Source organism: Ensifer adhaerens, assembly GCF_002940685.1.
GTDB classification, from domain to species: Bacteria; Pseudomonadota; Alphaproteobacteria; order Rhizobiales; family Rhizobiaceae; genus Ensifer; species Ensifer adhaerens_E.
In genome coordinates, this window is record NZ_PNFP01000002.1 from 508654 (window position 1) to 532924 (window position 24271).

The window sequence follows — 24271 nt, forward strand, 5'->3', positions numbered from 1 at the left end:
TGCGGCACGGTGAGGGCGCCATTCCAGGTGGCGGAAAGGAGCATGGAATGATCACCTACTTCGTCGTTCAGAGCTTCACACTGGGGAGCCGCGGCGCGTTTCTCGCCGACGATCCGGTGCAGGCGACCGGACCCGAGCATGCCCAGCGGCTGGCCGAGAGGCTGGCTGTGACCAAGGTGGGGGTGATCGCCTTCAGCCGTTCGGGCGACCTGGCGACCGGCGATTTCGAGGATGCGAAAGTGCTCTTTGCGATCGGCGACCTGCCGACGGAGATCGAGGAGGCGATGGCGGCGTGACGGCCGTCGGAAGGCCGGGGCGGGCTGGTCGGTAGCGGTCGGATCCGTGGATGACCGCAAAAAAGCGCTCGCCGCATGGGAGCCACTCAAAGTTTATTGGTCACGCCCTGGGGGCTCCGTGATAATGTCGTTGCTCAACGTCGGGAGGGAGACGTGAAATGATGTCCGTCGACAGTCGTCCAACCGGCGAGCCGTCAACCGGTCAATTCTGGTCTCCGCCCATTCCGGTTGACGACGTCGAGTTGAGCCCCACGCTCCTGCGACAGATCAGTTTTTGCGACGACAGGCGCGGATATCGGGCCTATGTCGTGCAGGTGTTTGCCGATCCTGCCGGGCCTCCAGAGGCCGTGTTCGAGCTTGCGTTCAATCACAGGAGCAAACGCGCCTGCGCCATTTTCGAGGCGGTTCGGGCGCCTGGCCTTTGTGGTCCCAGCGACAGGGTCGTCGCTGCAACCGATCCGATCTGGGTGGTCGCAAACAGCCCGCGGACAGCGATCGATGCTGCGTTTCAGGCCCTGGTCGATCGGTGTTCCGACTAACGCAACTCACGCAACGGCTGTCGTTGTCTTGTGGTGGCGGTGGGCGATAAATCAAACACTTGGAGCATGTCGCGCAAAAGTGCACAGCGGTTTTGCGGTTGCGACATGCGTTAAATCAATAACTTAAAACGCCCCGAGCTAAAAGATCGCGACGCGCCTGAGAGCGCGACCGGCGGGCAGGGAAGATTGCAGCGCGCCTTAGAGCCGACTGCCCGGGCGATCCCGACCGGATTGCGCCCCAATCCCGCTGAAGCCCTGTGATTGTTTGTCGTGCGCGCCCGCTTACCGAGCGCTGTATTTGCCGACGACCCGGTGGCAGAAGGACCATTCGACCCGGCTCTCGGTGAACTCCAGGTAGGGGTTGTACTGCCTGAGGGTCCATTCGCGGTCGTTGAACGAGACCAGCCGCTTGATGATCGCTTCGGCATCATTGGCGGGGGGCACGTGGTAGAGCACCACGTCCTTGTCGCGCGCCGGCGGCAGGTGCGGGTGCACGAGCGCCATGTCGCCGGGCTCGTAGGCCGGGATCATCGAGCTGCCGGTAAGGTAGATGCCGTAAGCGCCCTTGACGCCCTCGAGCACCGAAGGGCGCTTGACATATTCGACCGCATCGAAGGTGACGATCACGTGGCCATCGCCGCCCTGGGCGGCGGCAAAGATCGGCAGGTCGCGATGGCCGACGAGCTGCTCGCCGGGCACGATCTGCGGCGCGAAGGCAGGCGCACGCTTTGGGGCGGCTTCGCCGGCGGCGGCTCCCGCTATCAGCTCGACGATCGCGCGGGCGTCGCGCTCGCGCAGTTCCCGCGGCGTCTCCCGCTCCACGAACTGCTGGATATAGGCATGGTTCTTCCCGATCGCGATCGACAGATCCTTGTAGGTCGTCTTCTTCGCGTCGACTGCTTCCCGGATGAGGTGGCGCAATTCGTCCATGACACTGGCATCCCAGATTCCGTTTCCGTCGTCCAATAGGATTTTTCCTCTTGATGGCAATAAGAAATCCTACTATGAATAGGAAGTCAACGGAAATGAGCGGCGGAAACCGCTGCAAACATCCGTTGCGGCGCCAGCCGGCCGGCAAGCGAACCGGATGCGGGTGACCGATCCGCTTCAGTGGGTGCCGGTCGGGGGTGCAATCGAGAATCGATCGCCGCATTCCGTGCGGTGATCCAGGCGAGAGGCCGTCGTTTCCTCCCCGGCGACCTCTCGCTTTTCCAATCGATACCGGCGAGCCGGCGCATGATTTGCCACGCGGGGCCAATGACGGTCCGCGGACGGCGACGTGCGCGCAGTCGGTGTCGTGGCAGCCGGCGCGCCGACGGTGCGTGCCGGCTGCTGCAAGGCAGCGGGCTGCGGCCGTCGCGGCGCTTCCCTTCGTCGGGCAGGCGTCGTGCGCGGCGAGGTCAGACGGGAAGACGACCGGCCCTCCACCTGACGGTGGGCGGCCGGGTGACCTGCCCGGCAACCGAGGGCCTGAAACGGAAGGCAGGCGACCTTGCCGGGGACGGGGAGAACAAGCGGAAGCGGGCGCGCGACAGCGCGACGGAATGGTCGTGCCAACGGGGACGGCCAAACGGGAAGGCATGGGAAACGGCATGGCTGACAACGATCTGACTGGGAAGGCGCCGGGAAGGCGCGGGTTCCTGACCGCATGCGCCGCTGCAAGACGGTTCGTGACCGGGCTGGTTTGCTGCAAGGCTGCGTTTCGACGTGGCCGTGGGGCGGAGCGCCGTGTTTTCCAGCGGCTGGCGAGGGCTTGAGCGCATGCGCATTACCGCGATCGTCGAAGCCCTGGTTCAATCGGGCGCCTCGCCCGAGATGATCCTTTCCGCCGTGCGCGCCGCCGAGGCGGGCCACGTGTCCGAGATCGAGCGGCGCCGGGCGGGCGACCGCGAGAGGCAGCAGCGCCACCGCGCCCGCGTGACGTCACGCGATGTCACGGTGACGGCCGACGGTGCCCTCTCTGATAAAGAAAGCTCCCCCGCACCCCCTAAAGAAACTAACTCTCCCGACCCGAATCCGGGCGGGGACGCAGACCAGTTCGTCCGCCCTGCAGCCGTTCCGGATGCGACGGGCTCGCGGCGGAACGGAAGCGGCCGGGCGATGCGCCTGCCCGAAGATTTTGAGCCCGACTGGACCTTTGCCGCCGGCCTCGGCTTCGCCCGAGCGGAGGCGGGCGTCGAGTTCGACAAGTTCCGCGACTACTGGCGCGCCAAGTCCGGACGCGATGCGACCAAGCTCGACTGGGCCGCGACCTGGCGAAACTGGATGCGCAACGCCGGCGACCGGAGGCCGCGCGGCGCCGGGCGGACCCGTCGCGGCCACCACCCGCAGGCACCGCCGCAGGAGACCGCCTTTGCCCGCCATCAGCGGGAATGCCGGCAGACGATTGAAAATGAACTCAATGGAAACGAACGCAGCGGAAACGAGAACAATGACCCATTCATCGATGATGATTTCGCCGGCGCAGGCCCGGCTTTCGACCTTGGGCCGGGAGATTACCGCGCTCACTGAGCGGCTGGCCTCAGTCAGCGAGGCGGCGGTTCTGCGCAGCCTCGACGCGATGCAGACGGCCGGCATGACCATGCCGCCGACGATCGAGCCGAGGAAGATCGTGGCGGTCTACCACTATGCGCTGTCGGGCGTGCCGGCCTTCGGACTTTCGGCAGCGACGCAGAAACTGATCCGCGGCGACTATGCTGCCAATCCGAACGTGCTTCTCGGCACGATCCCCAAGCCGCCGGTGCTGGCAGCACTCGCCAGGGCGGAGGCGCAGAGCCTCAGGGCGGATCTTGCCCGCAAGCGCGAAATGGTTGCAGCACTGACGCAGCGCCCGGCCGACGACCGCCGATCGGCCGCAAGCCGAAGCCGGGTGCGGGCACTGCTTCAGAGCTTCCGCCAGGCGCATGCGGCGGTAAAGGCCGGGTGGGAGGGAGCGTTCCCACGAGGGTGTGCAGAAGACGCAAGCGTCCCGATCGAATGGGGTGCTGTCGACATCGGCCCCGGTGACACGGCACCGCAAAATCCGGCCGCGCGCGGTGCGTTTCGCGACGGCCCTGCGGCGGGCGCCGAACTTGCAGATCTCAACCCATCCGTTTCGAGGGAGACTTTCCATGCGGCCTGAAGGCAATGATTTCACTGGAAGACAGGGGCCGGACGGCGCGGCGGACCGGCTTGCGGCAACGGTGCCGCCCCTGGCCGACGATGCGGGCGGTGCGCCGGCAAAACCGGCGACGCTCGACGACCTCGTCGGCATTGTCGCCATTCAGGTGCGGGCGCAGGCAAGCCGGATCCTCGAGCTGGAACTGGCGCTCGCCGATGCCGAAGCGCGCGTCCTTTCGCAGGCGCGGCTGATCTGCGGCGCGACGGCTGTGGCAAACGGCGATCTGTTTGACCGGCGCCCGGTGCGCGCGATCATCGAGGAGGTGCTTGGCGCCTATCCCGGCATCAGCTTCGAGGAGATCATCGGAGTTGGCCGCGAGCGTCGGCTCGTCGAGCCGCGCCACCGCTGCATGACCGCCGTCTATGACGAGCGCCCGGATCTTTCGCTGCCGGCGCTCGGGCGGATCTTTCAGCGCGACCATACCTCGGTGCTGCATGCCGTCAACAAGCGCGCGCCCGGTGACAACAGGCGGCGGGGGCGGGCGCACCGGCCGGGCCGGCCGCTTGTCGATGGCTGCACCGACGGGATCGGCGCGCCGGCACTTTGACTTCCCGACGATTTTTCGACCCCGGCCGGCGCTGCAGACAGGCGCAGCGGGCAGGGCATCTGGCGATTGCAAAAGGAGAAGAGACCATGACATCCAAGGCAGAGCGCATCCGCATCAAGCGCGCCAGCCGGGCGGGCCGGCCGCGCAAGGCCAATGTGGCGCGCTACCCCGGCGGGCAGATCAAGCACGGCGAAAGCGAGCGGGAGGTCTGCTCCGTGGCGCTGGAGGCGCGCCGGCGCATGCATTTTGCAGGCAAGCGCGACCCCGATGTCGCCAGCCCCTTTGCCGGCTATACGCTCGGCCGCATGTTCCTCGACGGCAAGCTGACCGCGCATGAGCGCGAGGCCGGCGACGAATACAGCCGGCAGATGGCGCGCTACTACAGCCTGACCGGCATTCCTTTCCCGAGCGTGCGGGCGCAGTCGCTCTTCAGCATCAAAGGCTTTGCCGGCGAGACCAGCGCCGAGCGCGCCCGCAGCGCCCGCCAGGCGGCAAACCGGATGATGGAGCTCGAAGGGGTGCTTCTGAAGCTCAAGGACGGGCCGCAGGTGAAGACGACGGTCTTCAATGTCTGCATCATGGACTACGAGATGCTGCGCACCATGCCGGAACCGCAACTTATCTGGCTGAAGCGCGGGCTGACCGAACTGCACTGGTACCTGGGGCTGTCGCGCGAGAAGGAGGCGGGGTGAACCGCTTGCGGTCCGGTCGACCGCGCCGCCATCGACCGGAATTCCTCGGGGTAGATGGAGACGTTGTCGTTGACCATTCAGGCATCGGACCCGCCGACGGGTTCTGATGCGCGCCGGTTGAGTGAAAGAGCGGCGGTCGCGCTGCGAGCGGCGGCAGTCGCCTTTCTCAGCCGCTCGCCGGCCAGGCGGCGAGCAGGGTGATGCCGAATTTGGGCGCTGCCGCGCGCAGGCGGTCAAGCTCTTGCGGCGTCGGCGGCCTGGCCGCTTCGCCGGGCCGGAGTTCCCGGCCGGCTTCCTCCAGGAACCGGTCGAATATCGCGGGCGTGCCGATGAGGAGATAGCGTGCCGGCCGGCGGCTGGCATTCAACAGCTGATGGGGCACGCCGCGGGCGAGAAAGATGCTCTGGCCCGCCGTCAACCGGCGCGGGTTGCCGTCGACGACGGCGGTCATTTCTCCCTCCAGCATGTGGATGGTCTCATCGTCGCTCGCATGCACATGGACGGGCGTTTGCGTGTCGCCGCCGCTCACATTTTCAAACAAGCAGAATTGACCTTTGGTGTCACGGCCCGAAAGCAGGCGCTTCATGGCGGTGCCGGCAAGGACGAAGGTCTTCGGTTCGCTGGTGCGCATGGCAAAAACATCCTCTCGAATCCTGCTGCAGCGGTTTCCCGCCCGCGCTTTTCACGCTGCGGATCTTCGCATGCATCGGCGGCGACATGAGGACGATCCAGAGAGGACGCCGGCGCCAGCGTGGGCAGCACGGTCGATCGAGGGGCGGGATGATCGCGTGTCCGTGCTGTCTCTGCGGTCAGCGGATGCATCGGCGCGACGCGGAATTCGACGGGTCCTGCCGGGAAGGTGTGGCAGCGGCCTTTTGCCAAGGAGGGTTGTATGGCAGCTTGGCGCTGTTTTTGCAGTTCCAACAGTCGTTTTCGTGAGAGAGGCCATGTCACTGGATATAAGGCAAAGGATGCGGAAGGTGCTCGAGGCGGAAGCCGCGGCCATTCTTGCCGTAGACGTCGATGAGCACTTCGAAGAGGCGGTGCGCGTCATCCTGGAATGCCAGGGAAAAATTCTGACGACCGGCATCGGCAAGGCCGGGCACATAGCCAAGAAGTTTGCGGCGACGCTGTGCTCCACCGGTACGCCTGCCGTCTATCTGCATCCGGCAGAGGCGGCCCATGGCGACCTCGGTGTCGTTGGCCGCAACGACGTGATGATCGCCTTCTCGACCAGCGGAAAATCACGCGAAGTGCTGGAGATTATCGAACTTTCCAGCCATCTCGGCGTGACGCGGCACATCGGCGTGACATCGCATCCGGATTCATCCCTTCGCGATTGCTGCGACATCATCGTCAACATGGGAGACGTCGAGGAGGCGGGGTGCCCGATCGGCATGACGCCCACCTCCAGCATTGCCGTGATGCTGGCCGTCAGCGACGCCATCGCGATGGCCGTGATGGAAAGCAGGGGATTCAGCAGACGCGAATACGGCGCGCGCCACCACGGCGGCTACCTCGGCCGCCTGGCACGCCTCGACAACGTCTAGCGCGGTAAGGCCGCCAGCGTCTCCTTGCGGGCGCCGCGTTCCCTCAGGCGGTGCCTGATGGCCGGACCGCCCGGATGCAGGGTGAGGCGTTTTCGAGCCTGTCATGCGCGGACAGGCGGTCGCCTTCGCCGATGTGCCGGTTGGCGACCGCTGTCGTGGCCCCGGTGAGGCAGAGGGCGGCTCAAGTGCCTTTGCGGCAAGCTGCTACTCTGCGGCCACGGGTTGGTCCGCCGGCCGGTCGGCATCGGCCTTCTCGATGGCGCAGGCCTTCAGGTTGCCGGTGAAGAGCACGCCGGCGACCGGCAGTGCCGGTTCGTCCGGGAACGTATCGTGGCGGATGCTGTCCCTCGGCACATGCAGCTTGTGTTCGGCCGCCTCCGCGCCACTGGACAGAACCAGCGAACGGGTCTGCTGCATGTCGAGAAGCGTCGGTCCATAGAGGAACTCGAAGCTCAGCATCGAGACCAGGAACTTGTAGACGCCGTCGCGAACGCCGCCCTTGAGCAGGGCTGCCCGGTGCATGTCGTCGCCCATGCGGATGTCGAGCGCCGGGGTGCGGGGCTCGCAGACATAGTTCAGGGCGAGCAGCATTCCCTTCTCGACCTCGAAGCGCAGCCTCTCCCGCCCGAGATCGACCGCCGCGACCGAAAAGCGGCGGTTGCTGTACTCGACGACCGGCCGGCCGATCCGCTTGGCGAGCCAGACGCCGTCAAGCGCGCGGGCGCCGGCGAAATGTTCGGGATCGATGGCCGGCGGCAGCGCCGCCGGGCGATGCGCGGCCGCAAGGGCCGGCTCCAGTTCGTCCGCGATCAGATTGGCGACGATGGTCGTTGCCACCGGCCGGGCGTAATGGCCCTGATCGGAGTAAAAGCTCGCATGGCCAACCACGTCGCGCCCGAAGCGCTGCATCAAGAGCCGGGAGACGTCGACGCAGATCGTTCCGTACCATTGCGAGATGTAATTGATGCCGGCATCGATCGAGGGAACGGCCGTCAGGAACGAACCGTTACGGGCGCCGAAAACGAGGGTCGCGATCTTAAGGTTCGGGTTGCGCTCGCGGGCAAAGCGGATGATGCCCTCGTAGAACCGCGCCCAATGCCGGAAAGGGCGGCGCTCGTCGCCATAGACGAAAGCGTCGTTCAGCGCATATTCGATGACAAGCAGGTCGCACTCGGCAAGCTCCTGCTCGCGTATCTTGAGCTGGTAGAGGCCGAAGGCGCTGGTCGTACCGCCGACCGCGAGATCCGCGACGATATCGAGCTCGATGCCGCGCCGCGCCATGGTCGAAAGCAGCGAGGGCAAGTAGCCGGGCTGCATGACAGTGTTGGAACCGCCGATGATCAGGGTCTTCAGTTTCATGGTTTCACCGCTGCGCGACCGGCCGGGGAAGGCTCGCTACGGCGCCGGGCTCCAGAGGCCGCCGCATCGCCCGGACGCAACAGGTTGGACGCGGCGAACGGGTACAGGTCCAGCCGGTGAATGGGTGTTGGCAAAGGCTTGTTCAAAGGAGGCATCCGTGGGTGGCGAGTAGTTTCACAAGATATTTTTGCGCTTTGCGCCATTTAGAAAATATCTGATCGGCAGTGTCAACGTTATGGCGAAATTGTGGTAGTAGAATTTTCAGAAGTATTGTAATTCAAATGGATTTATTTCAAAATTCGAACTATCGAATTGATCTTCGTATTATTGGAGATCGCTGGAAATATTCGCGATAATACGAAGGAGTAGGGCGAAAAGAGCGGCCGCTGCAGTAAGGCTGGCGATGCGTGCGGGAGATGCGGCAGCCAATTTGCGGATGGGGGTCCGAGTGATCGTTGCCGATCGCATCGCGCTGTGCCGCAGGCCGGATCAAACGCTGCCGACCCACGCGAGCTGGCGTCCGAACAGCGAGCATGGGAACGGCATGGATCGTGGCTTCCGGCTCCGGACCTGCCGTTGCCGGTCCGACCGACAAGGCCGAGCGCCATCAAGGCAATATTGCTGTCGCCCGGGGCTCACGGCCCAATCCGCCTGTGCGGACCACGGGCGTGCCGATTGTGACGGCGAACAGCCCGCGGATGGCGCTTGCCGCCCGGCGATGGCTCAGACGCGGTCGAGGAAGGCGAGTACCCGTTTGGTCAGGAGCGCCGTTGCCGCGGCATCATAGGACGGCAGCGAGCTGTCGGCGAAGTAGTGCTGGTCGCCGGGGTAGAGGAACAGCTCGGCATCGTCGGCCTTCTCCACCAGTTCCCGAGCGGCGTCGATATCGCCTTCGCCGACGAAGACCGGATCGTTGTCCATGCCGTGGACCTGCACCGGCACGCCTTGCGGCCAGGGGCCGAAGGCCCATTGGCCGCTGATCGGGATGCAGGAATAAAAGAGCAGGGCGCCGCGGGCGCCGGGGCGGGTCTGGGCGAGCTTTTGTGCCGGCAGCACGCCGAAGGAGAAGCCGGCATAGACGATGTTTTCCGGAAGGCCGTCGGCGAGGCGCACGCCGCGCTCGCGCATGGCTTCGAAGCCGGTCGCCTCGATAAAGGCAAGGCCTTCCTCGATGCTCGCGAAGGTGCGCCCCTCGAAGAGATCGGGCAGGTGGACGACATGCCCCGCAGCGCGCAGGTCATCGGCGAAGGCGTGCATGCCGGGGGTCATCCCCTGGGCATGGTGGAACACGAGGATTTCGGCCATGGGCAGCTTTTCCTTCAAACGAGCGTTCGCGCATCAATTGTATGCCGTCTCTGTAATTTCAAGCGGCGGCGTGACGGCCGGCGAGGAGATTCCCGTTCTGGTGCATTTTGCGCAAAACTGCGCGGCGGTCCTGCGGCAACGACCTGCATAAAGACAAGAGCTCAAAGCCCTGCGTGCAGATCCTTTTTCACGCGACAGGCTTTAGCGTCGGCGGCCTTCGACCTCTTCTTGCCATCTTCGACCGCTTGGTTGCGGATCCTGCATCATGATTCTGGAGGGAAAACGATCATGACGAGAAAGTTGCGCATTGCCGTGCTGTTCGGTGGCCGGTCGGCGGAGCACGAGGTTTCGCTGATGTCGGCGCGCAACGTCGTCGGGGCGCTCGACCGCGCCCGCTACGAGATCGTGCCGATCGGGATTGCCAAGGACGGCCGCTGGCTGCTCGTCGATCTGGAAGACGGCGCGCTGCCGCAGGCGATCCCCGCTTCGGGAACGCAGGTGGCGCTGATCCCCGGCGGCAAGGGACAGGCTGTTACCATCGCCGCCGATGGCCGCCAGGGGCTGCTGCCGGCAATCGACCTCATCTTTCCGGTCTTGCATGGGCCCTTCGGCGAGGACGGGACCGTGCAGGGCTATGCCGAGACGGCCGATGTCGCCTATGTCGGCTGCGGCGTCGCGGCCTCGGCGGCGGCGATGGACAAGGCGCTCGCCAAGCGCCTGCTGGTGGCCGAGGGAATCCCGGTCGCGCGGGCGATCGCCGTTCATGAAGGCGATGCGCAACCGGGCGAAGCCCTGCTCGAAGCGCTGGGGCTGCCGCTTTTCGTCAAGCCGGCGCGGCAGGGATCGTCGGTCGGCGTCAGCCGCGTCGACAGCCTGGAGGCGCTTCAGCCCGCGCTCGACGAGGCGTTCCGGCACGACGACAAGGTGCTGATCGAGGAGTTCGTCCGGGCGCGCGAGATCGAATGCTCGGTGCTGGAGGACGCCGAAGGCCGGCTCACCGTGTCGCGGCCAGGTGAGATCATTCCGGCCGAAAGCCATGGCTTCTACAGCTACGACGCCAAATATGTCGATGCCGGCGGCGCGATCGTCAAGGCGCCGGCCGATCTCTCCGACGAGGTGATCGCCGAAGCCAGGGAGATGGCCGCGCGGGCCTTCCGGGCGCTTGCCTGCGCCGGGATGGCGCGGGTGGATTTCTTCCTGCGCGCCGACGGAAGCCTCATCATCAACGAGATCAACACCATTCCCGGCTTCACCAATATCAGCATGTACGCCAAGGCGCTCGCCGCCGACGGCATCGCCTATGAGCAAGTGGTGGAGACGCTGATCGCCCATGCGCTGAAGTTGCGCGGCTAGGGGGCGGAAACAAAGGATCCGGACACCGCCTTCCGATTGCATTTCATGTTAGGAATATCGCATTCATTGTGGGTTCACGTCGTTCCGCGAAACTGGCGCCTGTTTCCAAACGGACAGGTGATGAGATGAAGAAGATTGCCATCGTCGTAATGGCGGCGGTTACGGCTCTTTCGGGCATCACGCCGGCGAACGCCGTGCCGGCGGTTGCCATCGAGCGGGTGCAAAAGAGCGACGTTCAACTGGTGCAGCACCGGGAATGGAACGGCGGCCACTATCGCCGGCGTCCGCCGGGCTGGCACGGCGGCTATCGCCCGCGGCCGGGCTGGGACGGCGGCTACCGCCCGCGGCCGGGCTGGCATGGCGGCTATCGTCCGCGCCCGGCTTGGGACGGCGGCTACCGCTATGGCCGCTATAACGGCTACCGCGGCTATCGCTACGAGCGCTACGGCTATCGACGCCACAACGACGGCTGGTGGTACCCGCTGGCGGCCTTCGGCACCGGCGTCATCATCGGCGGCGCGATCGCCGCACCGCCAGCGCGTCGCTACGAAACGGGCGTCAACCCGCGCCACGCCGACTGGTGCTATGCGCGCTATCGCTCCTACCGCGCCTGGGACAACAGCTTCCAGCCCTATGGTGGCCCGCGCCAGCAGTGCTATTCGCCCTACTTCTGAGCAAGCGCTTTCCCTGAAAAAGCCCGCCGGTCGCCCTGATCGGCGGGCTTTTCGTCTGGCACCTGGCAGAGGATCACACTGGCTGTGGTTTTGAGGGGCGTTGTCACAAGGCCGTTGCGCAGTTTGCGCGCCATGCTTTGGCGGCTTCTCTTTGGGAGCTCCTTGTCGAAGCGGGCCTTTTCGTGGTCCGGGTCGTCATCGAGGATTTTTCCTCACTGCCCTCGGGCAGGGCATCGCCCGGGTTCACATTCGCCTCATCGCGGCTCGGAGCCGGCGGCACGCAGCCTTGGCCGCCCGGCGGCAGGTCATCGCCTCTCGGTAGCCGGCCCATCGGCAAGCGCGGGATCTTGCCGATGGGCGCGACGGTCGGTTGTGACAAGTGATCCGATGTCTGCCTGATTTGCGTGCGCCTTGCCCATCCTCGCATGGTCATGGCCAAGGGGTAAGGCGAGGGGGATGGAAAGGCTCCGGCGGCGCGCCAGAAAAGGGAAATGGCCGCTGGGGTTTCGTGGAAGGGCTTCGAGGGCGACGCATGGCAGCGCCTGAACATCTCTGCCAAAGGTCGCCAGGAATATGCTCACGCTTCGGGGAATGCGATCCGGTGACCGGCCCATGAAGCGCGCCCAGCGGCCGCCTGCCCGAGGCCGTGCCGAGAAACCTCGCGCGCTAGAACTTCAGCCGGGCGTCGTCATGTTCGGGAGGACGGTGTGCATCCTTGCGGCGGAAGCCGTAGGCGAGCGCGAGCCCCAGGATTGCGGAGCCGACGACGATGGCGGCAAGTGCGAAGAAATTCTCCATGGCATTTTCCTCCCAAGGGAAGCTTAACACAGAATGCGCGCAAACAAATGGCGCGGCAGCGAGAATGCGCGTCATGGTTACTCAACGCATTTCGGCGCCGGAGGTTCAATCGACAAGCGCCGGTGCGTGGCGAAAGTCGTCGCGCAGCTGGGGGCTCTGTCGCGCTCGGTCTGGACGAGTGGTCTGCCGTCGCTGCTGCGCGTCGCGGGCGTCGTTTCGGCAGCGCTCGAGCATCCCGCCTTCACGTGGCATCAATGGCGGGCAGAAGGACGCTCTCGCATCTCAATGTTAGAGCGTCCTTTGTGCGCTCGTATGAACTGACGGCGCTCTAAAGCGCGTCGCGATCTTTCAGATTCGTTCGTTGCGCTTTGAATGATTGATTTGTCGCGCGTCGTAATCGCAAAGCCGCTGTGCACTTTTGCGCCACATGCTCTAGTAGCCGGAGCTTCCACCGCCCTGGCTCATGCCCTGGCCGCCCTGCATGCCCTGATTTCCCTGGCTTCCCTGGCTCGGAGCAGGGGCGGTGCTGCGGCTGGCCTGGTCGGTGGTGCAGCCGGCAAGGGCGACAAGCGCCGCGATAGCGGCGGCAATCAGATATCGTGGGGTCATGGAATCCTCCCGTCGTCGTGGGCGGTTTCGGTCGCCGCGACAGTGTGCCGGAAAACGGCCCTGGCGGCGGTCCGTCGCCGCCATGGCCGCGGTGCAAGGGCTGCGCGCCGGAATGAGTATATCACCAAACGATGGATGCGGACGGGAGGTGGGAGTGCCGCGAGCGATAGCGGCCGTTGGGGGAGATCGAACAAAACGGAAACAAATTTAGGCAAAGGGCTTGCCAAGCGGCCGGAAGCGGGCTAAGGATATTACAGGCTGGCCGTTTCGTCATCGAAGCGGCCTTTTTGATTCCAGCATCTGGCAGACGTGGAAGGGGGCGGACGCGGACGCCTGATGCGCCCTTCTGATCATCTGCGCTCGGCGATTGCCATCATGCCCTGACGGCGTGAAGACGAGGGACGATTTCCCTCTATGCCTCTTGCTTGGCGATCTTGCCGGTGACGGAGGATCCGGTCTCATGCCTGGGGCGGGGGTGGCCGATATTGCGCAGCCAGCGCGAGGCTTCCTTTGGGTCACGTTCGACGCCGAGGCCACGTTGATAGATCGTGACGAGGCGCGCCTGAGCGGCGGGATGACCCTGGCGGGCCGCCTGCCGGTTCCAGTGGAGCGAGGCGGCGTAATGTTCCTCGCCGCCGTCGTTGAAATAGATTTCGGCAAGCTTCGCCTGGGCGTCGACGTTCCCTGACGTGGCCAGTTCAAGCAACCTTGGCGAGATATTTGTGGCGGAGGGCCGCGGGGTGAAAATGGTCTTCAACTTGACGAACGTGTTGCGGATCATCTGACACCTGTTGCATTCATTGCATGGTTCCCGCGGCGAGGCTGCTAGACCGGAAAATTACTCAAAATCTTGAACTAATTTGGTTTTTCCCTGGCAACTGCCTGTGAGGCAGGGGCCGTTGCGACGCGTTCCGCCAGGAGGACCCGAAGCAGGGCAACCCGGTGAGCCGTATTGATGACCGGATACAACCTGAAGTCAAGGTTGCAAGCGTGACATCGGGCGTGACACCCGCAATTTTGTGTGATCGGCGGTCACGCTTTTTGACCGCGGCGCGGTCTCTCCGTCACGGATGCCGATGTGCAGTCCGGCGGTCGAGGGCGCCCGCCGCCCGTCACTCCTGCGCGCTGGAGCAAATCTGATGACAAGCAAACCTGCCAAGGACCCGAAGACGGGGCGCTTTCTGCCGCGTGCCGGGGGAGCCGGGGCAATCCCCCGGCCGCGGGCGCGCAAGGCAGTGCGCAGCAAGCTCGGCGAGCTCTTTCTCGAAGACATGCTTTCGGCCTGGGAGAGCCGGGGTGCGGCGGCGATCCATGCGCTGATCGAGAAGAACCCGCATGATTTCCTCAAGGCCGTGGCGGCGCTGATGCCGAAGGACGTGACGATCAATCCAAACCAGATGGGCGAGATGACGGATGAACAACTCCTCGAGCGGATCCGCAAGCTCGACCAGACCATCAGGCCTTTCCTTCATGCTTCGGGAGCGGATGGAACTGGCGATGGAGATCGGGCGGCGGCAGAAAACGAATAGGCTTGCCTACTACCGGCCCTATGCGAAACAGACCGAGTTTCATGCGGCAGGCGCATGCTTTCGCGAGCGGCTGTTCATGGCCGGCAACCAGCTCGGCAAGACGCTGGCGGGGGCTGCGGAAGCGGCGATGCACCTGACCGGAGACTATCCTCATTGGTGGGCGGGCCGACGGTTCGACCGGCCGATCACGATGATCGGCGGCTCGGAATCGCACGAGCTGACACGCGATGGCGTGCAGCGGCTGCTCGTCGGCCCGCCAATGAGCGAGGAGGACTGGGGCACCGGCTATCTGCCGAAGACCGCTCTATCAGGCTGGACCCGGCGTTCAAGCGCGTCCGGCGCGCTCGACAGCGTGACGGTGCGTCACGCTTCGGGCGGCACCTCGACGCTGCTTTTGAAAGCCTACGAGCAGGGACGGGCGAAGTGGCAGGCCAATACCGTGGACTATGTCTGGTTCGACGAGGAGCCGCCGGAGGACGTCTATTTCGAGGGCATCACCCGCACCAATGCGACGGGCGGTTCGGTCGCCGTGACCTTCACGCCGCTGAAAGGCATGAGCTCGGTCGTCAGCCGCTATCTCTTGGAACCTTCCGAGGACCGGACCGTGGTGACGATGACGATCGACGATGCCGAACATTATACGCCGGAGGAGCGCGCGAAGATCGTCGCGAGCTATCCGGCGCACGAGAAGGAAGCGCGTACCAAGGGCGTGCCGACGCTGGGGTCCGGCCGGATCTTCCCGGTGACGGAGGAACAGATCCGCGTCGAGCCGTTCGAGATACCGCGCCACTGGGTGCAGATCGGCGGGCTCGATTTCGGCTGGGACCACCCCTTTGCCGCAGCGCTCTGCGCCTGGGACCGGGACGCCGACGTGTTTTACGTGACCCGCTGCTACCGCGAGCGCGAGGCGACGCCGATCATCCACGCGGCGGCACTCAAACCCTGGGGGGTCTGGCTGCCCTGGGCCTGGCCGCATGACGGGCTGCAACACGACAAGGGCTCGGGCGAGCAGCTCGCCGCCCAATATCGCGCGCAGGGGCTCGCCATGCTGGCTGAACGCGCAACCTTCGACGACGGCACCAACGGTGTCGAGGCGGGCATATCCGACATGCTGCAACGTATGCAGACCGGGCGCTTCAAGGTGTTTGCGACCGCTGGCGACTGGTTCGAGGAATTCAGGCTCTACCACCGCAAGGACGGCCGCATCGTCAAGGAACGCGACGACGTGATTTCGGCCAGCCGCTACGCGCTGATGATGAAACGCTTTGCCCGGGTGAAGGCGGACAACGCCGCCTGGGCTTTTATCGATCGGAAGGTTCTCTAGATGGCAGCGATGACGAAACCGGAACTGACTGAGATGGTGAGCCAGCTCGTCAGGGATTGCGAGGACTATCGCGACCAGCTCTCGGCACAGCGCGTGCGTGCGATGGAATATTACGACGGCGTGATGGCCGACGTGCCGGCCGAAGCGAACCGCTCCAAGGTGGTTTCGCGCGATGTGCGGGCTGCGGTGAAGAAGGTGCTGCCTTCGCTCATTCGCACCGTGCTCGGCAATGACAGGGTGGTGGAATACCAGCCGGTCAACCAGGGCGACGAGGCAGGTGCCGAGCAGGCGAGCGACTACATCAACTACATCGTCTTTCCCGAAAGCCACGGCTATGACGCGGTGCAGGATGCCGCCCATGACGCGCTGAAGCTTGGCAACGGCGTGATCCGCTGGTGGTACGAGAAGAGAAAGAGTGTCGAGGTTTCGACCCATAGCGGGCTCGACGAGGCGGCCCTGGTGCAGCTGATCGCCGACGACACGGTGGAGGTGCTGGAACAGGCGCAATCGGTCGAGCGGATCGAGCTGCCGACCGGGCCCGTCGAGCAGCCGGTCTTTGCCGTGAAGATCCGCCGCACGGCGGAACGCGGCGCGACAAGGCTTGCCGCCGTGCCGCTCGAGGAATTCCTCGTGCATCCGGATGCGATCTCGATCGACGACAGCCCTATTGCCGGGATCAAGCGGCGGATGCGCCGCTCGGACCTGATCGCCATGGGCTATGACCGCGATCTCGTCGAAGGCTTTGCCATTGCCGGCAATGCGGATGGCGAGGACGAGGAATTCGCCCGCAGGCGCGGCATCTTCGGCGATGGCGAGGAGACGGCAACGGCGCTGCAGGAGGTGGACTATTACGAGCTCTACGTGAAGGTGGATGCCGATGATGACGGCATTGCGGAACTGCGCCGCCTGGTCTTTGCCGGCGGTACCGGGGCCGACAATCTGCTTGAGGATGCGGAATGGGACGAGGTGCCCTTTGCCGATCTCATCACCGAGCGGCGGCCGCACCAGCGCGAGGGCAATGCGATCACCGACGATATGGCGGAGATCCAGCGGGTCAAGACCGTGCTTCTGCGCCAGACGCTCGACAATCTCTACTGGCAGAACAACCAGCAGCCGATCGTGCAGGAAGGGGTGATCCAGAACCCGGAATCGGTGCTGAACCCCAAATTCGGCCAGCCGATCCGCGTCGGCCAGGGCGTCGATGTGCGCGGCGCCGTCGGCTATACGGCGGTGCCGTTCGTTGCGCGCGAATCCTTCTCCATGCTCGGTTATCTCGACCAGGAGGCGACCGACCGCACCGGTATTTCCGATGCCTCGAGCGGCATGGCGCCGGATGCGCTGCAGAACATGACGGCGAAGGCGACGGCGCTGGTCGAACAGGCCGGCATCGGCCAGACGGAGCTGATGGTGCGCACCTTTGCGCAAGGGCTGAGGCGGGTGTTTAGGGGTCTGCTCGGGCTCACCATCAAGCACCAGGACCGGCCGCGGGCAGTAAGGCTTCGCGGCAAGTGGGTGACCTTCGACCCGCGCCACTGGAACGCCGGCATGGATGCGACCGTCAACACCGGGCTTGGTGCCGGAACGCGCGAGCGCGACATGCTGATGATCCAGATGATCCAGCAATTGCAGGAAAAACTGCTGACGACGCTCGGGCCGGACAATCCTTACGTTTCGCCCGACAACCTCTACAACGGCATCGCCAAGACCGTGGAGGCGGCGGGGCTGAAATCGCCGGACCTCTATTTCACCAAGCCGACGCCGGAGGAGATCCAGCGGCGGATGCAGGCGGCGCAGACGCAGCAACAACCCGATGCAGCCATGCAGCAATTGCAGATGCAGATGCAGCTGGCGAACGAGAAGGCGCGTATGGACGGCGAAAACGCCAGGCGCAAGCTGGAGATGGAGCGCGAGCTGAAGCTTGCGGAGATCCAGCAGAACGGCGCGCTGAAGCGCTACCAGATCGACGCAGAACTCAACCTCAAACGTGAGCAGAACCTGGCCGAAATGGCCGGCGGAACGGCGCTGACGACAGCGCATATCGGAGGGTTGCCGGGATGACGGACAGAACCAACAGGCTGGCTTACGACCCCGGTGGGCTTCTGACTGGCCGTTCGCTGGCCGGAGCGGCGACGCCTCTTGAACTCAGGGATTTTCGCGACGAGACGGGTCCGCGTCGAACACCTGTCGAACGGCATGCCGAAGATGCGAGCCCTGAGAACTGGCGGCGGGGTCTTATTCTTCCTTATGAGAAGAACACATCAACCGGCGAAACCAAGTGGGCTGTCCCCGGACTCCTCGAGGGCGTTTTCGACAGCGGAATCCGGGCAGTCACGCTTCCCGGTCGAGCGATGCGCGGCGAAGTGCAGTTAACCGATGCAAACGGAAACGTCTCGCCAGATGCTATTGCGGAAAGCTTGAACTTTTCCGGCTGGACGCTCCCAACGTTTTCCGCCTCACGGGTGGGGGCCTCGGTCCCGAAAGGAACTGCTTCCGACCGCATGCCTGTTCAGCAATTCGGCAACACCTCTCAAACGGCAAGGCGTGGACTTTCCGAGTGGACGCCCCAGGAAGATTTTTCGATGCATGCGGGCGTCAGCCCGACAGTTCGGTCAGCTGCAGAAGCCAAGAGTCTTGTTCTTTTTGACGAGGATTTTGCCCAGCGTCAAAGTGACTATGTGGTTCGTCGCCTTCTCGGAACGCCAACAACCCCCAATGGTCGGCAAATTACGATTCACGCAGCTGATCGAATGGTCAACCCGCCCCCTGGGCGAGCGATCATGTCACCGGACGAGGTTGATAGTGTCTTGGACGGAGCAACCCGTATCGTAGGTCGAGCTGATCATCCACTAGGGTCGACCCTAAAAGTTGAAAACAGCAACATGCTTGGAAGACCACAGGTTGTCGTTGACGAAAAAACGGGTAAACGTGCAGTTACGGTAATAAATCCGAGAAGGCGATAGTCCGATGAAGAAGTCTATTGAGGCCATGCTGGACGAGTTCATCGCCGCAGAGAGCCCCAGCATTCTCCTGGCAAACGAGATCGAGGTCGCGTTGGATGAGGCCTATCCGGATAACGATTATGTTCAAGACTTGGTAGGCATGCTTGCCATGTATCGCCCGGAAGGCGGCGAATTTCTTTACAATGCTGAGGCAATGCGCGCCAAGCTGCTACGCGCAAGGGACTATTTGTCCGGCTTGGCAGATTGAAAACTGGGCACGATGGGCGACCTCCATGTCGCCGTCGCCTCGGATTTCGGCTCGCAATCAGTAATTGCATGGCAATAGAAGTACATTTCTTGCGAGCGCAATTGCGTCGTAATCTATCGCGAGATCAGACGGGCAGCCGTCTGGCGGCGCTGCTGCTTGGCTGACGAGTGGATCTTGCGAGGCTTCTATGCACTATACGCTTCTCAATACCGTGCGTATGGTTCTCAGCTGATGATCGTGCCGCTTGGATATTTCGTCGTTGTCGACGGCATGCACAGCGCCAATCTTCTTCGTGAAACAATTGAAATTGTCGTTATCTTTGGTCTTCTTGGACCCCAAACCTTCGTGTTTCTGCTGACCTACATCGTGCTCGATCTTCCCGTCAGAAAATTTTCCAAGGCACAGACAGCGGTGCCTGCGCGCGAGAGCACGATCTAGCAGTCGCCAACTCCGTAGCGCGCTCACCTGCATTGCCAAGACCGTGGAGGCGGCGGGGCTGAAATCGCCCGATCTCTACTTCACCAAGCCGACGCCCGAGGACATTGAGCGGCGGATGCAGGCGGCCCAGCCGCAGCAACAGCCTGATACAGGCATGCAGCAACTGCAGATGCAGATGCAACTGGCGAACGAGAAGGCGCGCATGGACGGCGACACCGCCAGGCGCAAGCTGGAGATGGAGCGCGAGCTGAAACTTGCGGAGATCCAGCAGGACGGGGCGCTCAAACGCTACCAGATCGACGCCGAGCTCAACCTGAAACGCGAGCAGAACCTGGCCGAAATGGCCGGCGGAACGGCGCTGACGACAGCGCATATCGGAGGGATTCCGGGATGAGACGGATCAGCAATTTCGACGATTTTTATGAAGCGCCGATCGGGCTTGGGGGCGCGCTCGAGCTTCGCGATTTTGGCGAGGAGGCGAACAGTTGGGCGTCAAATCGGGGCCAGCGCGTCGGAGCGGAGGGCCGGGGCGGAGCAGAGTACGCCCAGGCACGGCCGCCGACGCGGCGCGGGCTCCCGGCGAGAAGCCCCGCTCAAGAGGTGATCGCGGACCAGATTGTGCGGGTGGAGCAGGCGATACGTCGCTTCAATCCCAATGAGGCGTTTCTGAACCCTCCAGGGGGCTCTCATTCGCCGCAGACGCTGCAATCTCTGCAGCGCAGGCTCGAAGAGCTTCAGAGAGCTTCCGTTTATGACCGCAACACCGGCTGGCCCGTCCAGCGCTTCATCGGCGACGGACTGGGCAACAACATGATTGAGCCGTTGGGAGGCAGCACAGTGCCCGGAAACAATCCGGTTGACACGCACACGCGCTACCCCAATGGTTCAAACTATCAGAGGCTGAATCCGGAGGGGCACAGGGACGACCCAACTTCGCACGGGCATGGGCACCTTGAGGGGGTTGGCACCGGAAGAAAGGGACAGGGGCCCTCCATCGGCACCGACGGAAACATCGTACCTTGGAATAGTCCAGGCGCACATTGGCCGGTAAGGAAGTGAAATGAAGCCCGACGAATTCCTGGAGACACTTTACTTGGGCGACCGCGGTTGCAAGGCTGTGCTGCTCGATGGCTGGAACGACGAGGTCAAAATCCAGATCGATCTGATATCGCGAAAGCGATCTGAGACGTGGGACTTCTATTCGGCAGAAGACGTGGAGGACGGGTTTCTGGTATTCGAAGGTGTCGATTACGTTTCCTTCGATCCGCCTGGCTATGTGCCGAATGACGAGATCGGCGACAGGCAATTCCTCGGCTATGACGGCGATCGCTTCACACTGATGATCGAACTCGGGCATTGTGACTCGACTGGGAAATACACCAACGTGAAGACGACGATCCGTGCCAAGTCGGTTGCGATCGAAAGGCCAGGCGAGGAAAGCGCGCGGATCAGGGACTAGGCTGAGGCCGGGCGCGCCAGACGCTCGACAATCTCTACTGGCAGAACAACCAGCAGCCGATCGTGCAGGATGGGGTGATCCAGAACCCGGAATCGGTGCTGAACCCGAAATTCGGCCAGCCGATCCGCGTCGGCCAGGGCGTCGATGTGCGCGGCGCCGTCGGCTATACGGCGGTGCCGTTCGTGGCGCGGTAATCCTTCTCCATGCTCGGCTATCCGCTCCGAACACGATGAAGACGATGGCGCCCGAAACGGCCGCGCGCATTCGGTCCTATGTCAATGAGCATCCCAAGCTTCGCGACATTATCCAGTTCAATGGCAAGATTCTTCCCTACGCTGCCCCTGTCGGGCTGTCCTATCAGCAATTGTTGAAACCGGAGGATGAAAAGCCTGTTCCTGCCGGCCGAACGTATGGCAGGCTCTATGAGGCAGGGCGTTGACATGCCGGCGCTTGACATTCCCTGAAAAGCTAGGAGTATTTTCCTTGTTGGTCGGGCCGGTGGGAGGACGCGTGGAATGAAGCAGGCTAAGCCGGCGCCGCCGGCGCAGGATGAGATTTGGACCGCTGACCGCCCTCGGCGCAGGGACACTGTCGTGATCGAGGACGACGGCCCTTACAATCGCTGGCCAAGGTGGGCTTGGAAACCGGAGAAAAGCGAGGAGATCCAGTCCTTCATGCGCCAATGCGCGGCGCTTCAGGAGGTTGACCCTAAGGCCGATAAACGTTGGCACGCCGAGTCTGAGCATTTTGCACCGTGGCGTGAGGCACGTGAGCTCGAGGACCAATGGTGGGACGGGGACTGGCGACTTCGCGAAACTATGGCCGCGCGAAGGCCCGCTCGCAGACAGGACAGTTGGCTACGTGCCGGCATGAAGCTGGACGAAGCAAGGCGTGGTCAGTATTGGCTCTGTCGTACAAGGGCGGAGTTGGCGCGGGCGGAATTGCGCAACAAGGATCCTGACGCGGACGACCCGGCGGCGGCTCGCAACTGGTTCGAGCAATGCCAATGGTTCGAAAAATTCCTCGCCGAATGCTGGAGCGCAGAATGCGAACGGGTCGAGCTTGACCAAGGGGATAGCCGCAGGCAGCCGGATAGCGCCGATCTTCGTCGATGGAGAGCAGAACGGCAGTTTGAAAGAATGATGGAGCTGCGGTGGTCTCATCAGAGAGAATTAAGCAAGAATAAAGCATAGAGGGGACTGACCCAGGGTGCTCGACAATCTCTACTGGCAGAACAACCAGTAGCCGATCGTGCAGGAAGGGGTGATCCAGAACCCGGAATCGGTGCTGAACCCGACGTTCGGCCAGCCGATCCGCGTCGGCCAGGGCGTCGATGTGCGCGGCGCCGTCGGCTATACGGCAGTGCCGTTCGTTGCGCGCGAATCCTTTTCCATGCTCGGCTATCCGCTTCTTGAGATGCGCAATTTCGAACGGAAAGCCGCTTCACACTTTTCCTGAAATTGCAGCAGGAGGCGACCGACCGCACCGGCATTTCCGACGCCTCGAGCGGCATGGCGCCGGACGCGCTGCAGAACATGACGGCGAAGGCGACGGCGCTTGTCGAGCAGGCCGGCATCGGCCAGACGGAGCTGATGGTGCGCACCTTTGCGCAAGGGCTTCGTCGGGTGTTCAGGGGTCTGCTCGGGCTGACCATCAAGCACCAGGACCGGCCGCGGGCGGTACGGCTGCGCGGCAAATGGGTGACCTTCGACCCGCGCCACTGGAACGCCGGCATGGATGCGACCGTCAACATCGGGCTTGGTGCGGGCACCCGCGAGCGCGACATGCTGATGATCCAGATGATCCAGCAATTGCAGGAGAAACTGCTCCTGCATGTTTCCATAAATCCTCGCGGATTTAAGGGAAAAAACATGCAGCACTTCAAAGTGTTACAGCGACCTTTGCGCGTCTTTTTAAGACGCGCGGCGCTGTGGCGACGCTCGGGCCGCACAATCCATACGTCTCGCCCGACAATCTCTACAACGGCATTGCCAAGACGGTGGAGGCGGCGGGGCTGAAATCGCCCGACCTCTATTTCACCAAGCCGACGCCCGAGGACATCCAGAAGCGGATGCAGGCGGCTGAGCCGCAGCAACAGGCTGACGTGGGCATGCAGCAACTGCAGATGCAGCTGGCGAACGAGAAGGCGCGCATGGACGGCGAAAACGCCAGGCGGAAGCTCGAGATGGAGCGTGAACTGAAGCTTGCGGAGATCCAGCAGGACGGCGCGCTCAAACGCTACCAGATCGACGCCGAACTCAACCTGAAACGCGAACAGAACCTGGCCGAAATGGCCGGTGGAGCGGCGCTGACGACGGCGCATATCGGAGGGATGCCGGGATGAGGCGGATCAGCAATTTTGACGATTTTTATGAAGCGCCGATCGGGCTTGGCGGCGCGCTGGAGCTTCGCGACTTTGGCGAGGAGGCGAACAGTTGGGCGCCTAATCGCGGGCGAAGTGCCGGCAGCGATCGCCGGGGCGGACAAGAGTTTGCCCAGGCTAGACCGCCGGCGCGGCGCGGAGCCCAGCCGAGAGACCCCGTTCAGGAAGTGATGGGGCTGCAGATCGGCCGCCTCATGCGCGAGATTAAGCGCCTCAACCCGCAAGAGACATTCCTTGAACCGGCCGGCGGCTCCTATTCCGTCCAGGCGAGGGACAGCCTGCAGCGTCGGCTGGAAGAGCTTCAACGAGCCCCCGTTGCAGACCGCAACACAGGCTGGCCCATCCAACGCTACATCGGCGACGGTCTAGGCAACAACATGATCGAGCCGCTGGGAGGACGTACCGCTCCTGGTCGAAATCCGGTTGACACACATACGCTTTATCCGAATGGATCGAACTATCAAAGACTGAACCCGCAAGGGCATCGAAACGACCCGATTCCGCATGGACATGGTCATCTTCCGGGAACGGGCCCGGACACGAAAGGCCAGGGTCCATCAATTGATGTCCGTGGGAACATCGTGCCTTGGGCCAGCTCTGATGCGCATTGGCCAATGAGGAAGTGAAATGAAGCCGGACGAATTCTTGAGCAGCGTCTACCTCGGCGATCGCGCCTGCAAGGCGATCGTACTCGACGGCTGGAAAGACGAGGTCAAGATCCAGATTGACCTGATTTCTCGATGTCGGTCCGAGACTTGGAACTTTTACTCCGCTGAGGATGTGGAAGACGGTTTCCTCGTGTTTGAAGGAGTCGATCATGTATCCTTTGACCCTCAAGGCCCGATTCCGAACGGAGAAATTGGCGATATTGAGTTCGTTGCCGAGGGCGATGAGCGGTTCCTTGTGAAGATAGACATCGGCTATGCCGAACAGAAGGATGGCAACGTCATCTTTCGCAATGCCAAGCTGACCATCCGGGCGAAAGCCGCAGCCATCGAGAAGCCGGGAGAAGAAGGCGCGCGAATCAGGGATTAGGCGGCAGCGAGCGC

General features: G+C 63.4%; 33 protein-coding genes and 2 pseudogenes. 27 read left to right on the forward strand and 8 right to left on the reverse strand.

What is annotated here, in order from left to right:
• The first annotated feature begins 47 nt into the window (after positions 1-47).
• Together C1A35_RS05740 and C1A35_RS05745 are read left to right on the forward strand one after the other, a co-directional pair.
• Positions 48-296, forward strand: coding sequence for a hypothetical protein (locus C1A35_RS05740; RefSeq protein ID WP_104663353.1), 249 nt, complete (start codon positions 48-50; stop codon positions 294-296).
• Positions 297-454: 158 nt separating this feature from the next.
• Positions 455-835, forward strand: a complete 381-nt coding sequence (locus C1A35_RS05745; RefSeq protein WP_104663354.1) for a hypothetical protein — start codon at positions 455-457, stop codon at positions 833-835.
• A 282-nt stretch (positions 836-1117) separates the two neighbouring features.
• Here C1A35_RS05745 and C1A35_RS05750 read toward each other — a convergent pair whose 3' ends face one another.
• Positions 1118-1765, reverse strand: coding sequence for a S24 family peptidase (locus C1A35_RS05750; RefSeq protein WP_104663470.1), 648 nt, complete (start codon positions 1763-1765; stop codon positions 1118-1120).
• A 349-nt stretch (positions 1766-2114) separates the two neighbouring features.
• Here C1A35_RS05750 and C1A35_RS35755 point away from each other — a divergent pair, with 349 nt between their 5' ends.
• From C1A35_RS35755 to C1A35_RS05770, 5 genes are all read left to right on the forward strand, one after another.
• Positions 2115-2267, forward strand: a complete 153-nt coding sequence (locus C1A35_RS35755) for a hypothetical protein (protein ID WP_158664979.1) — start codon at positions 2115-2117, stop codon at positions 2265-2267.
• A gap of 329 nt (positions 2268-2596) precedes the next feature.
• Complete coding sequence (locus tag C1A35_RS05755) at positions 2597-3346, forward strand: hypothetical protein (protein ID WP_104663355.1); 750 nt, start codon at positions 2597-2599, stop codon at positions 3344-3346.
• Complete coding sequence (locus C1A35_RS05760) at positions 3267-3956, forward strand: hypothetical protein (protein ID WP_158664980.1); 690 nt, start codon at positions 3267-3269, stop codon at positions 3954-3956. Before C1A35_RS05755 ends, C1A35_RS05760 begins: the two co-directional genes overlap by 80 nt.
• The gene (locus C1A35_RS05765) at positions 3946-4542 is read left to right on the forward strand and encodes a helix-turn-helix domain-containing protein (RefSeq protein ID WP_104663357.1); all 597 of its coding nucleotides are present in this window, start codon (positions 3946-3948) and stop codon (positions 4540-4542) included. Before C1A35_RS05760 ends, C1A35_RS05765 begins: the two co-directional genes overlap by 11 nt.
• 86 nt (positions 4543-4628) lie before the next feature.
• Positions 4629-5234, forward strand: coding sequence for a hypothetical protein (locus tag C1A35_RS05770; RefSeq protein WP_104663358.1), 606 nt, complete (start codon positions 4629-4631; stop codon positions 5232-5234).
• 166 nt (positions 5235-5400) lie between these two features.
• Here C1A35_RS05770 and C1A35_RS05775 read toward each other — a convergent pair whose 3' ends face one another.
• Positions 5401-5865 carry a cupin domain-containing protein gene (locus tag C1A35_RS05775; RefSeq protein ID WP_104663359.1) on the reverse strand — a complete coding sequence of 155 codons (465 nt, stop codon included), beginning with the start codon at positions 5863-5865 and terminating at the stop codon, positions 5401-5403.
• Between the two features lie 340 nt (positions 5866-6205).
• On the opposite strand from C1A35_RS05775, the gene C1A35_RS05780 reads away from it, so the two are divergent.
• Complete coding sequence (locus tag C1A35_RS05780) at positions 6206-6784, forward strand: SIS domain-containing protein (RefSeq protein ID WP_104663360.1); 579 nt, start codon at positions 6206-6208, stop codon at positions 6782-6784.
• A 204-nt stretch (positions 6785-6988) separates the two neighbouring features.
• Here the strand turns inward: C1A35_RS05780 and C1A35_RS05785 are convergent, their stop codons facing one another.
• Together C1A35_RS05785 and C1A35_RS05790 are read right to left on the reverse strand one after the other, a co-directional pair.
• A complete protein-coding gene (locus C1A35_RS05785) occupies positions 6989-8143 on the reverse strand; it encodes an SGNH/GDSL hydrolase family protein (RefSeq protein ID WP_104663361.1) in 1155 nt (384 codons plus the stop codon).
• Positions 8144-8866: 723 nt separating this feature from the next.
• Complete coding sequence (locus C1A35_RS05790; protein ID WP_104663362.1) at positions 8867-9448, reverse strand: dienelactone hydrolase family protein; 582 nt, start codon at positions 9446-9448, stop codon at positions 8867-8869.
• Here C1A35_RS05790 and C1A35_RS35760 point away from each other — a divergent pair.
• From C1A35_RS35760 to C1A35_RS05800, 3 genes are all read left to right on the forward strand, one after another.
• On the forward strand, positions 9447-9599 hold the full coding sequence (locus C1A35_RS35760; RefSeq protein ID WP_158664981.1) for a hypothetical protein: 153 nt from the start codon (positions 9447-9449) through the stop codon (positions 9597-9599). The two genes, C1A35_RS05790 and C1A35_RS35760, sit on opposite strands and share 2 nt — an antisense overlap.
• Positions 9600-9736: 137 nt before the next feature.
• Complete coding sequence (locus C1A35_RS05795) at positions 9737-10801, forward strand: D-alanine--D-alanine ligase family protein (protein WP_104663363.1); 1065 nt, start codon at positions 9737-9739, stop codon at positions 10799-10801.
• Positions 10802-10926: 125 nt separating this feature from the next.
• Positions 10927-11475: a BA14K family protein gene (locus tag C1A35_RS05800; RefSeq protein ID WP_104663364.1), complete on the forward strand. Its 549-nt coding sequence runs from the start codon at positions 10927-10929 to the stop codon at positions 11473-11475.
• Here the strand turns inward: C1A35_RS05800 and C1A35_RS35765 are convergent.
• The 4 genes from C1A35_RS35765 to C1A35_RS05805 all read right to left on the reverse strand — a co-directional run bounded on the left by C1A35_RS35765 (position 11466) and on the right by C1A35_RS05805 (position 13663).
• Positions 11466-11609, reverse strand: coding sequence for a hypothetical protein (locus C1A35_RS35765; protein WP_158664982.1), 144 nt, complete (start codon positions 11607-11609; stop codon positions 11466-11468). The genes C1A35_RS05800 and C1A35_RS35765 overlap by 10 nt on opposite strands.
• Positions 11610-12141: 532 nt before the next feature.
• A complete protein-coding gene (locus tag C1A35_RS37040) occupies positions 12142-12273 on the reverse strand; it encodes a hypothetical protein (protein WP_255380915.1) in 132 nt (43 codons plus the stop codon).
• 432 nt (positions 12274-12705) lie between these two features.
• Positions 12706-12882, reverse strand: coding sequence for a hypothetical protein (locus tag C1A35_RS35770; protein WP_158664983.1), 177 nt, complete (start codon positions 12880-12882; stop codon positions 12706-12708).
• A 412-nt stretch (positions 12883-13294) separates the two neighbouring features.
• Positions 13295-13663 (reverse strand): tetratricopeptide repeat protein, encoded by a 369-nt coding sequence (locus tag C1A35_RS05805; RefSeq protein ID WP_104663365.1) that lies wholly within the window; start codon positions 13661-13663, stop codon positions 13295-13297.
• A 358-nt stretch (positions 13664-14021) separates the two neighbouring features.
• On the opposite strand from C1A35_RS05805, the gene C1A35_RS05810 reads away from it, so the two are divergent.
• The 16 genes and pseudogenes from C1A35_RS05810 (at position 14022) to C1A35_RS05880 (ending at position 24257) form a co-directional block, all read left to right on the forward strand.
• Complete coding sequence (locus tag C1A35_RS05810; protein ID WP_158664984.1) at positions 14022-14411, forward strand: hypothetical protein; 390 nt, start codon at positions 14022-14024, stop codon at positions 14409-14411.
• The gene (locus C1A35_RS05815; RefSeq protein WP_234822769.1) at positions 14368-15735 is read left to right on the forward strand and encodes a terminase large subunit domain-containing protein; all 1368 of its coding nucleotides are present in this window, start codon (positions 14368-14370) and stop codon (positions 15733-15735) included. Before C1A35_RS05810 ends, C1A35_RS05815 begins: the two co-directional genes overlap by 44 nt.
• Positions 15736-17793: a portal protein gene (locus C1A35_RS05820; RefSeq protein ID WP_104663367.1), complete on the forward strand. Its 2058-nt coding sequence runs from the start codon at positions 15736-15738 to the stop codon at positions 17791-17793.
• Positions 17790-18695 carry a hypothetical protein gene (locus C1A35_RS35775; RefSeq protein WP_158664985.1) on the forward strand — a complete coding sequence of 302 codons (906 nt, stop codon included), beginning with the start codon at positions 17790-17792 and terminating at the stop codon, positions 18693-18695. Before C1A35_RS05820 ends, C1A35_RS35775 begins: the two co-directional genes overlap by 4 nt.
• 4 nt (positions 18696-18699) lie before the next feature.
• On the forward strand, positions 18700-18942 hold the full coding sequence (locus C1A35_RS05830) for a hypothetical protein (RefSeq protein WP_104663369.1): 243 nt from the start codon (positions 18700-18702) through the stop codon (positions 18940-18942).
• Between the two features lie 156 nt (positions 18943-19098).
• Positions 19099-19380 carry a hypothetical protein gene (locus C1A35_RS05835; protein ID WP_158664986.1) on the forward strand — a complete coding sequence of 94 codons (282 nt, stop codon included), beginning with the start codon at positions 19099-19101 and terminating at the stop codon, positions 19378-19380.
• 43 nt (positions 19381-19423) lie between these two features.
• Positions 19424-19774, forward strand: coding sequence for a hypothetical protein (locus C1A35_RS05840; RefSeq protein ID WP_199772864.1), 351 nt, complete (start codon positions 19424-19426; stop codon positions 19772-19774).
• The gene (locus tag C1A35_RS05845) at positions 19771-20439 is read left to right on the forward strand and encodes a hypothetical protein (RefSeq protein WP_104663371.1); all 669 of its coding nucleotides are present in this window, start codon (positions 19771-19773) and stop codon (positions 20437-20439) included. Before C1A35_RS05840 ends, C1A35_RS05845 begins: the two co-directional genes overlap by 4 nt.
• A gap of 1 nt (position 20440) precedes the next feature.
• Entirely contained in the window at positions 20441-20839 is a 399-nt protein-coding gene (locus C1A35_RS05850) for a DUF6258 family protein (RefSeq protein WP_104663372.1), read from the forward strand.
• Positions 20840-20853: 14 nt separating this feature from the next.
• Positions 20854-21030, forward strand: a pseudogene (locus C1A35_RS37045) (portal protein); the annotation flags it as partial.
• Between the two features lie 47 nt (positions 21031-21077).
• On the forward strand, positions 21078-21278 hold the full coding sequence (locus C1A35_RS05855) for a hypothetical protein (protein WP_158664987.1): 201 nt from the start codon (positions 21078-21080) through the stop codon (positions 21276-21278).
• A gap of 76 nt (positions 21279-21354) precedes the next feature.
• Positions 21355-22032, forward strand: coding sequence for a hypothetical protein (locus C1A35_RS05860; protein ID WP_104663374.1), 678 nt, complete (start codon positions 21355-21357; stop codon positions 22030-22032).
• Between the two features lie 13 nt (positions 22033-22045).
• Positions 22046-22671: pseudogene (locus C1A35_RS05865) on the forward strand (portal protein); the annotation flags it as partial.
• Positions 22672-22769: 98 nt separating this feature from the next.
• The gene (locus C1A35_RS05870; protein WP_199772865.1) at positions 22770-23183 is read left to right on the forward strand and encodes a portal protein; all 414 of its coding nucleotides are present in this window, start codon (positions 22770-22772) and stop codon (positions 23181-23183) included.
• Entirely contained in the window at positions 23180-23848 is a 669-nt protein-coding gene (locus tag C1A35_RS05875; RefSeq protein ID WP_104663375.1) for a hypothetical protein, read from the forward strand. The genes C1A35_RS05870 and C1A35_RS05875 overlap by 4 nt, the downstream gene beginning before the upstream one ends.
• A gap of 1 nt (position 23849) precedes the next feature.
• The gene (locus C1A35_RS05880; protein WP_060516151.1) at positions 23850-24257 is read left to right on the forward strand and encodes a DUF6258 family protein; all 408 of its coding nucleotides are present in this window, start codon (positions 23850-23852) and stop codon (positions 24255-24257) included.
• Positions 24258-24271: the final 14 nt, after the last annotated feature.

Excerpts from the sequence above, each read along its gene's own strand:
- C1A35_RS05875 (WP_104663375.1), top strand. The coding sequence starts at position 23,180 with ATGAGGCGGATCAGCAATTTTGACGATTTTTATGAAGCGCCGATCGGG.
- C1A35_RS05780 (WP_104663360.1), top strand. The coding sequence starts at position 6,206 with ATGCGGAAGGTGCTCGAGGCGGAAGCCGCGGCCATTCTTGCCGTAGAC.
- C1A35_RS05850 (WP_104663372.1), top strand. The coding sequence starts at position 20,441 with ATGAAGCCCGACGAATTCCTGGAGACACTTTACTTGGGCGACCGCGGT.
- C1A35_RS05740 (WP_104663353.1), top strand. The coding sequence starts at position 48 with ATGATCACCTACTTCGTCGTTCAGAGCTTCACACTGGGGAGCCGCGGC.
- C1A35_RS05790 (WP_104663362.1), bottom strand. The coding sequence starts at position 9,448 with ATGGCCGAAATCCTCGTGTTCCACCATGCCCAGGGGATGACCCCCGGC.
- C1A35_RS05855 (WP_158664987.1), top strand. The coding sequence starts at position 21,078 with ATGGCGCCCGAAACGGCCGCGCGCATTCGGTCCTATGTCAATGAGCAT.
- C1A35_RS05830 (WP_104663369.1), top strand. The coding sequence starts at position 18,700 with ATGAAGAAGTCTATTGAGGCCATGCTGGACGAGTTCATCGCCGCAGAG.
- C1A35_RS05800 (WP_104663364.1), top strand. The coding sequence starts at position 10,927 with ATGAAGAAGATTGCCATCGTCGTAATGGCGGCGGTTACGGCTCTTTCG.
- C1A35_RS05765 (WP_104663357.1), top strand. The coding sequence starts at position 3,946 with ATGCGGCCTGAAGGCAATGATTTCACTGGAAGACAGGGGCCGGACGGC.
- C1A35_RS05785 (WP_104663361.1), bottom strand. The coding sequence starts at position 8,143 with ATGAAACTGAAGACCCTGATCATCGGCGGTTCCAACACTGTCATGCAG.
- C1A35_RS37040 (WP_255380915.1), bottom strand. The coding sequence starts at position 12,273 with ATGGAGAATTTCTTCGCACTTGCCGCCATCGTCGTCGGCTCCGCAATC.
- C1A35_RS05815 (WP_234822769.1), top strand. The coding sequence starts at position 14,368 with ATGGAACTGGCGATGGAGATCGGGCGGCGGCAGAAAACGAATAGGCTT.
- C1A35_RS05775 (WP_104663359.1), bottom strand. The coding sequence starts at position 5,865 with ATGCGCACCAGCGAACCGAAGACCTTCGTCCTTGCCGGCACCGCCATG.
- C1A35_RS05845 (WP_104663371.1), top strand. The coding sequence starts at position 19,771 with ATGAGACGGATCAGCAATTTCGACGATTTTTATGAAGCGCCGATCGGG.
- C1A35_RS05810 (WP_158664984.1), top strand. The coding sequence starts at position 14,022 with ATGACAAGCAAACCTGCCAAGGACCCGAAGACGGGGCGCTTTCTGCCG.
- C1A35_RS05750 (WP_104663470.1), bottom strand. The coding sequence starts at position 1,765 with ATGGACGAATTGCGCCACCTCATCCGGGAAGCAGTCGACGCGAAGAAG.
- C1A35_RS35760 (WP_158664981.1), top strand. The coding sequence starts at position 9,447 with ATGGGCAGCTTTTCCTTCAAACGAGCGTTCGCGCATCAATTGTATGCC.
- C1A35_RS05820 (WP_104663367.1), top strand. The coding sequence starts at position 15,736 with ATGGCAGCGATGACGAAACCGGAACTGACTGAGATGGTGAGCCAGCTC.
- C1A35_RS35775 (WP_158664985.1), top strand. The coding sequence starts at position 17,790 with ATGACGGACAGAACCAACAGGCTGGCTTACGACCCCGGTGGGCTTCTG.
- C1A35_RS05795 (WP_104663363.1), top strand. The coding sequence starts at position 9,737 with ATGACGAGAAAGTTGCGCATTGCCGTGCTGTTCGGTGGCCGGTCGGCG.
- C1A35_RS05860 (WP_104663374.1), top strand. The coding sequence starts at position 21,355 with ATGAAGCAGGCTAAGCCGGCGCCGCCGGCGCAGGATGAGATTTGGACC.
- C1A35_RS05880 (WP_060516151.1), top strand. The coding sequence starts at position 23,850 with ATGAAGCCGGACGAATTCTTGAGCAGCGTCTACCTCGGCGATCGCGCC.
- C1A35_RS05755 (WP_104663355.1), top strand. The coding sequence starts at position 2,597 with ATGCGCATTACCGCGATCGTCGAAGCCCTGGTTCAATCGGGCGCCTCG.
- C1A35_RS05760 (WP_158664980.1), top strand. The coding sequence starts at position 3,267 with ATGACCCATTCATCGATGATGATTTCGCCGGCGCAGGCCCGGCTTTCG.
- C1A35_RS05805 (WP_104663365.1), bottom strand. The coding sequence starts at position 13,663 with ATGATCCGCAACACGTTCGTCAAGTTGAAGACCATTTTCACCCCGCGG.
- C1A35_RS05745 (WP_104663354.1), top strand. The coding sequence starts at position 455 with ATGATGTCCGTCGACAGTCGTCCAACCGGCGAGCCGTCAACCGGTCAA.
- C1A35_RS05770 (WP_104663358.1), top strand. The coding sequence starts at position 4,629 with ATGACATCCAAGGCAGAGCGCATCCGCATCAAGCGCGCCAGCCGGGCG.
- C1A35_RS35770 (WP_158664983.1), bottom strand. The coding sequence starts at position 12,882 with ATGACCCCACGATATCTGATTGCCGCCGCTATCGCGGCGCTTGTCGCC.
- C1A35_RS35765 (WP_158664982.1), bottom strand. The coding sequence starts at position 11,609 with ATGGCGCGCAAACTGCGCAACGGCCTTGTGACAACGCCCCTCAAAACC.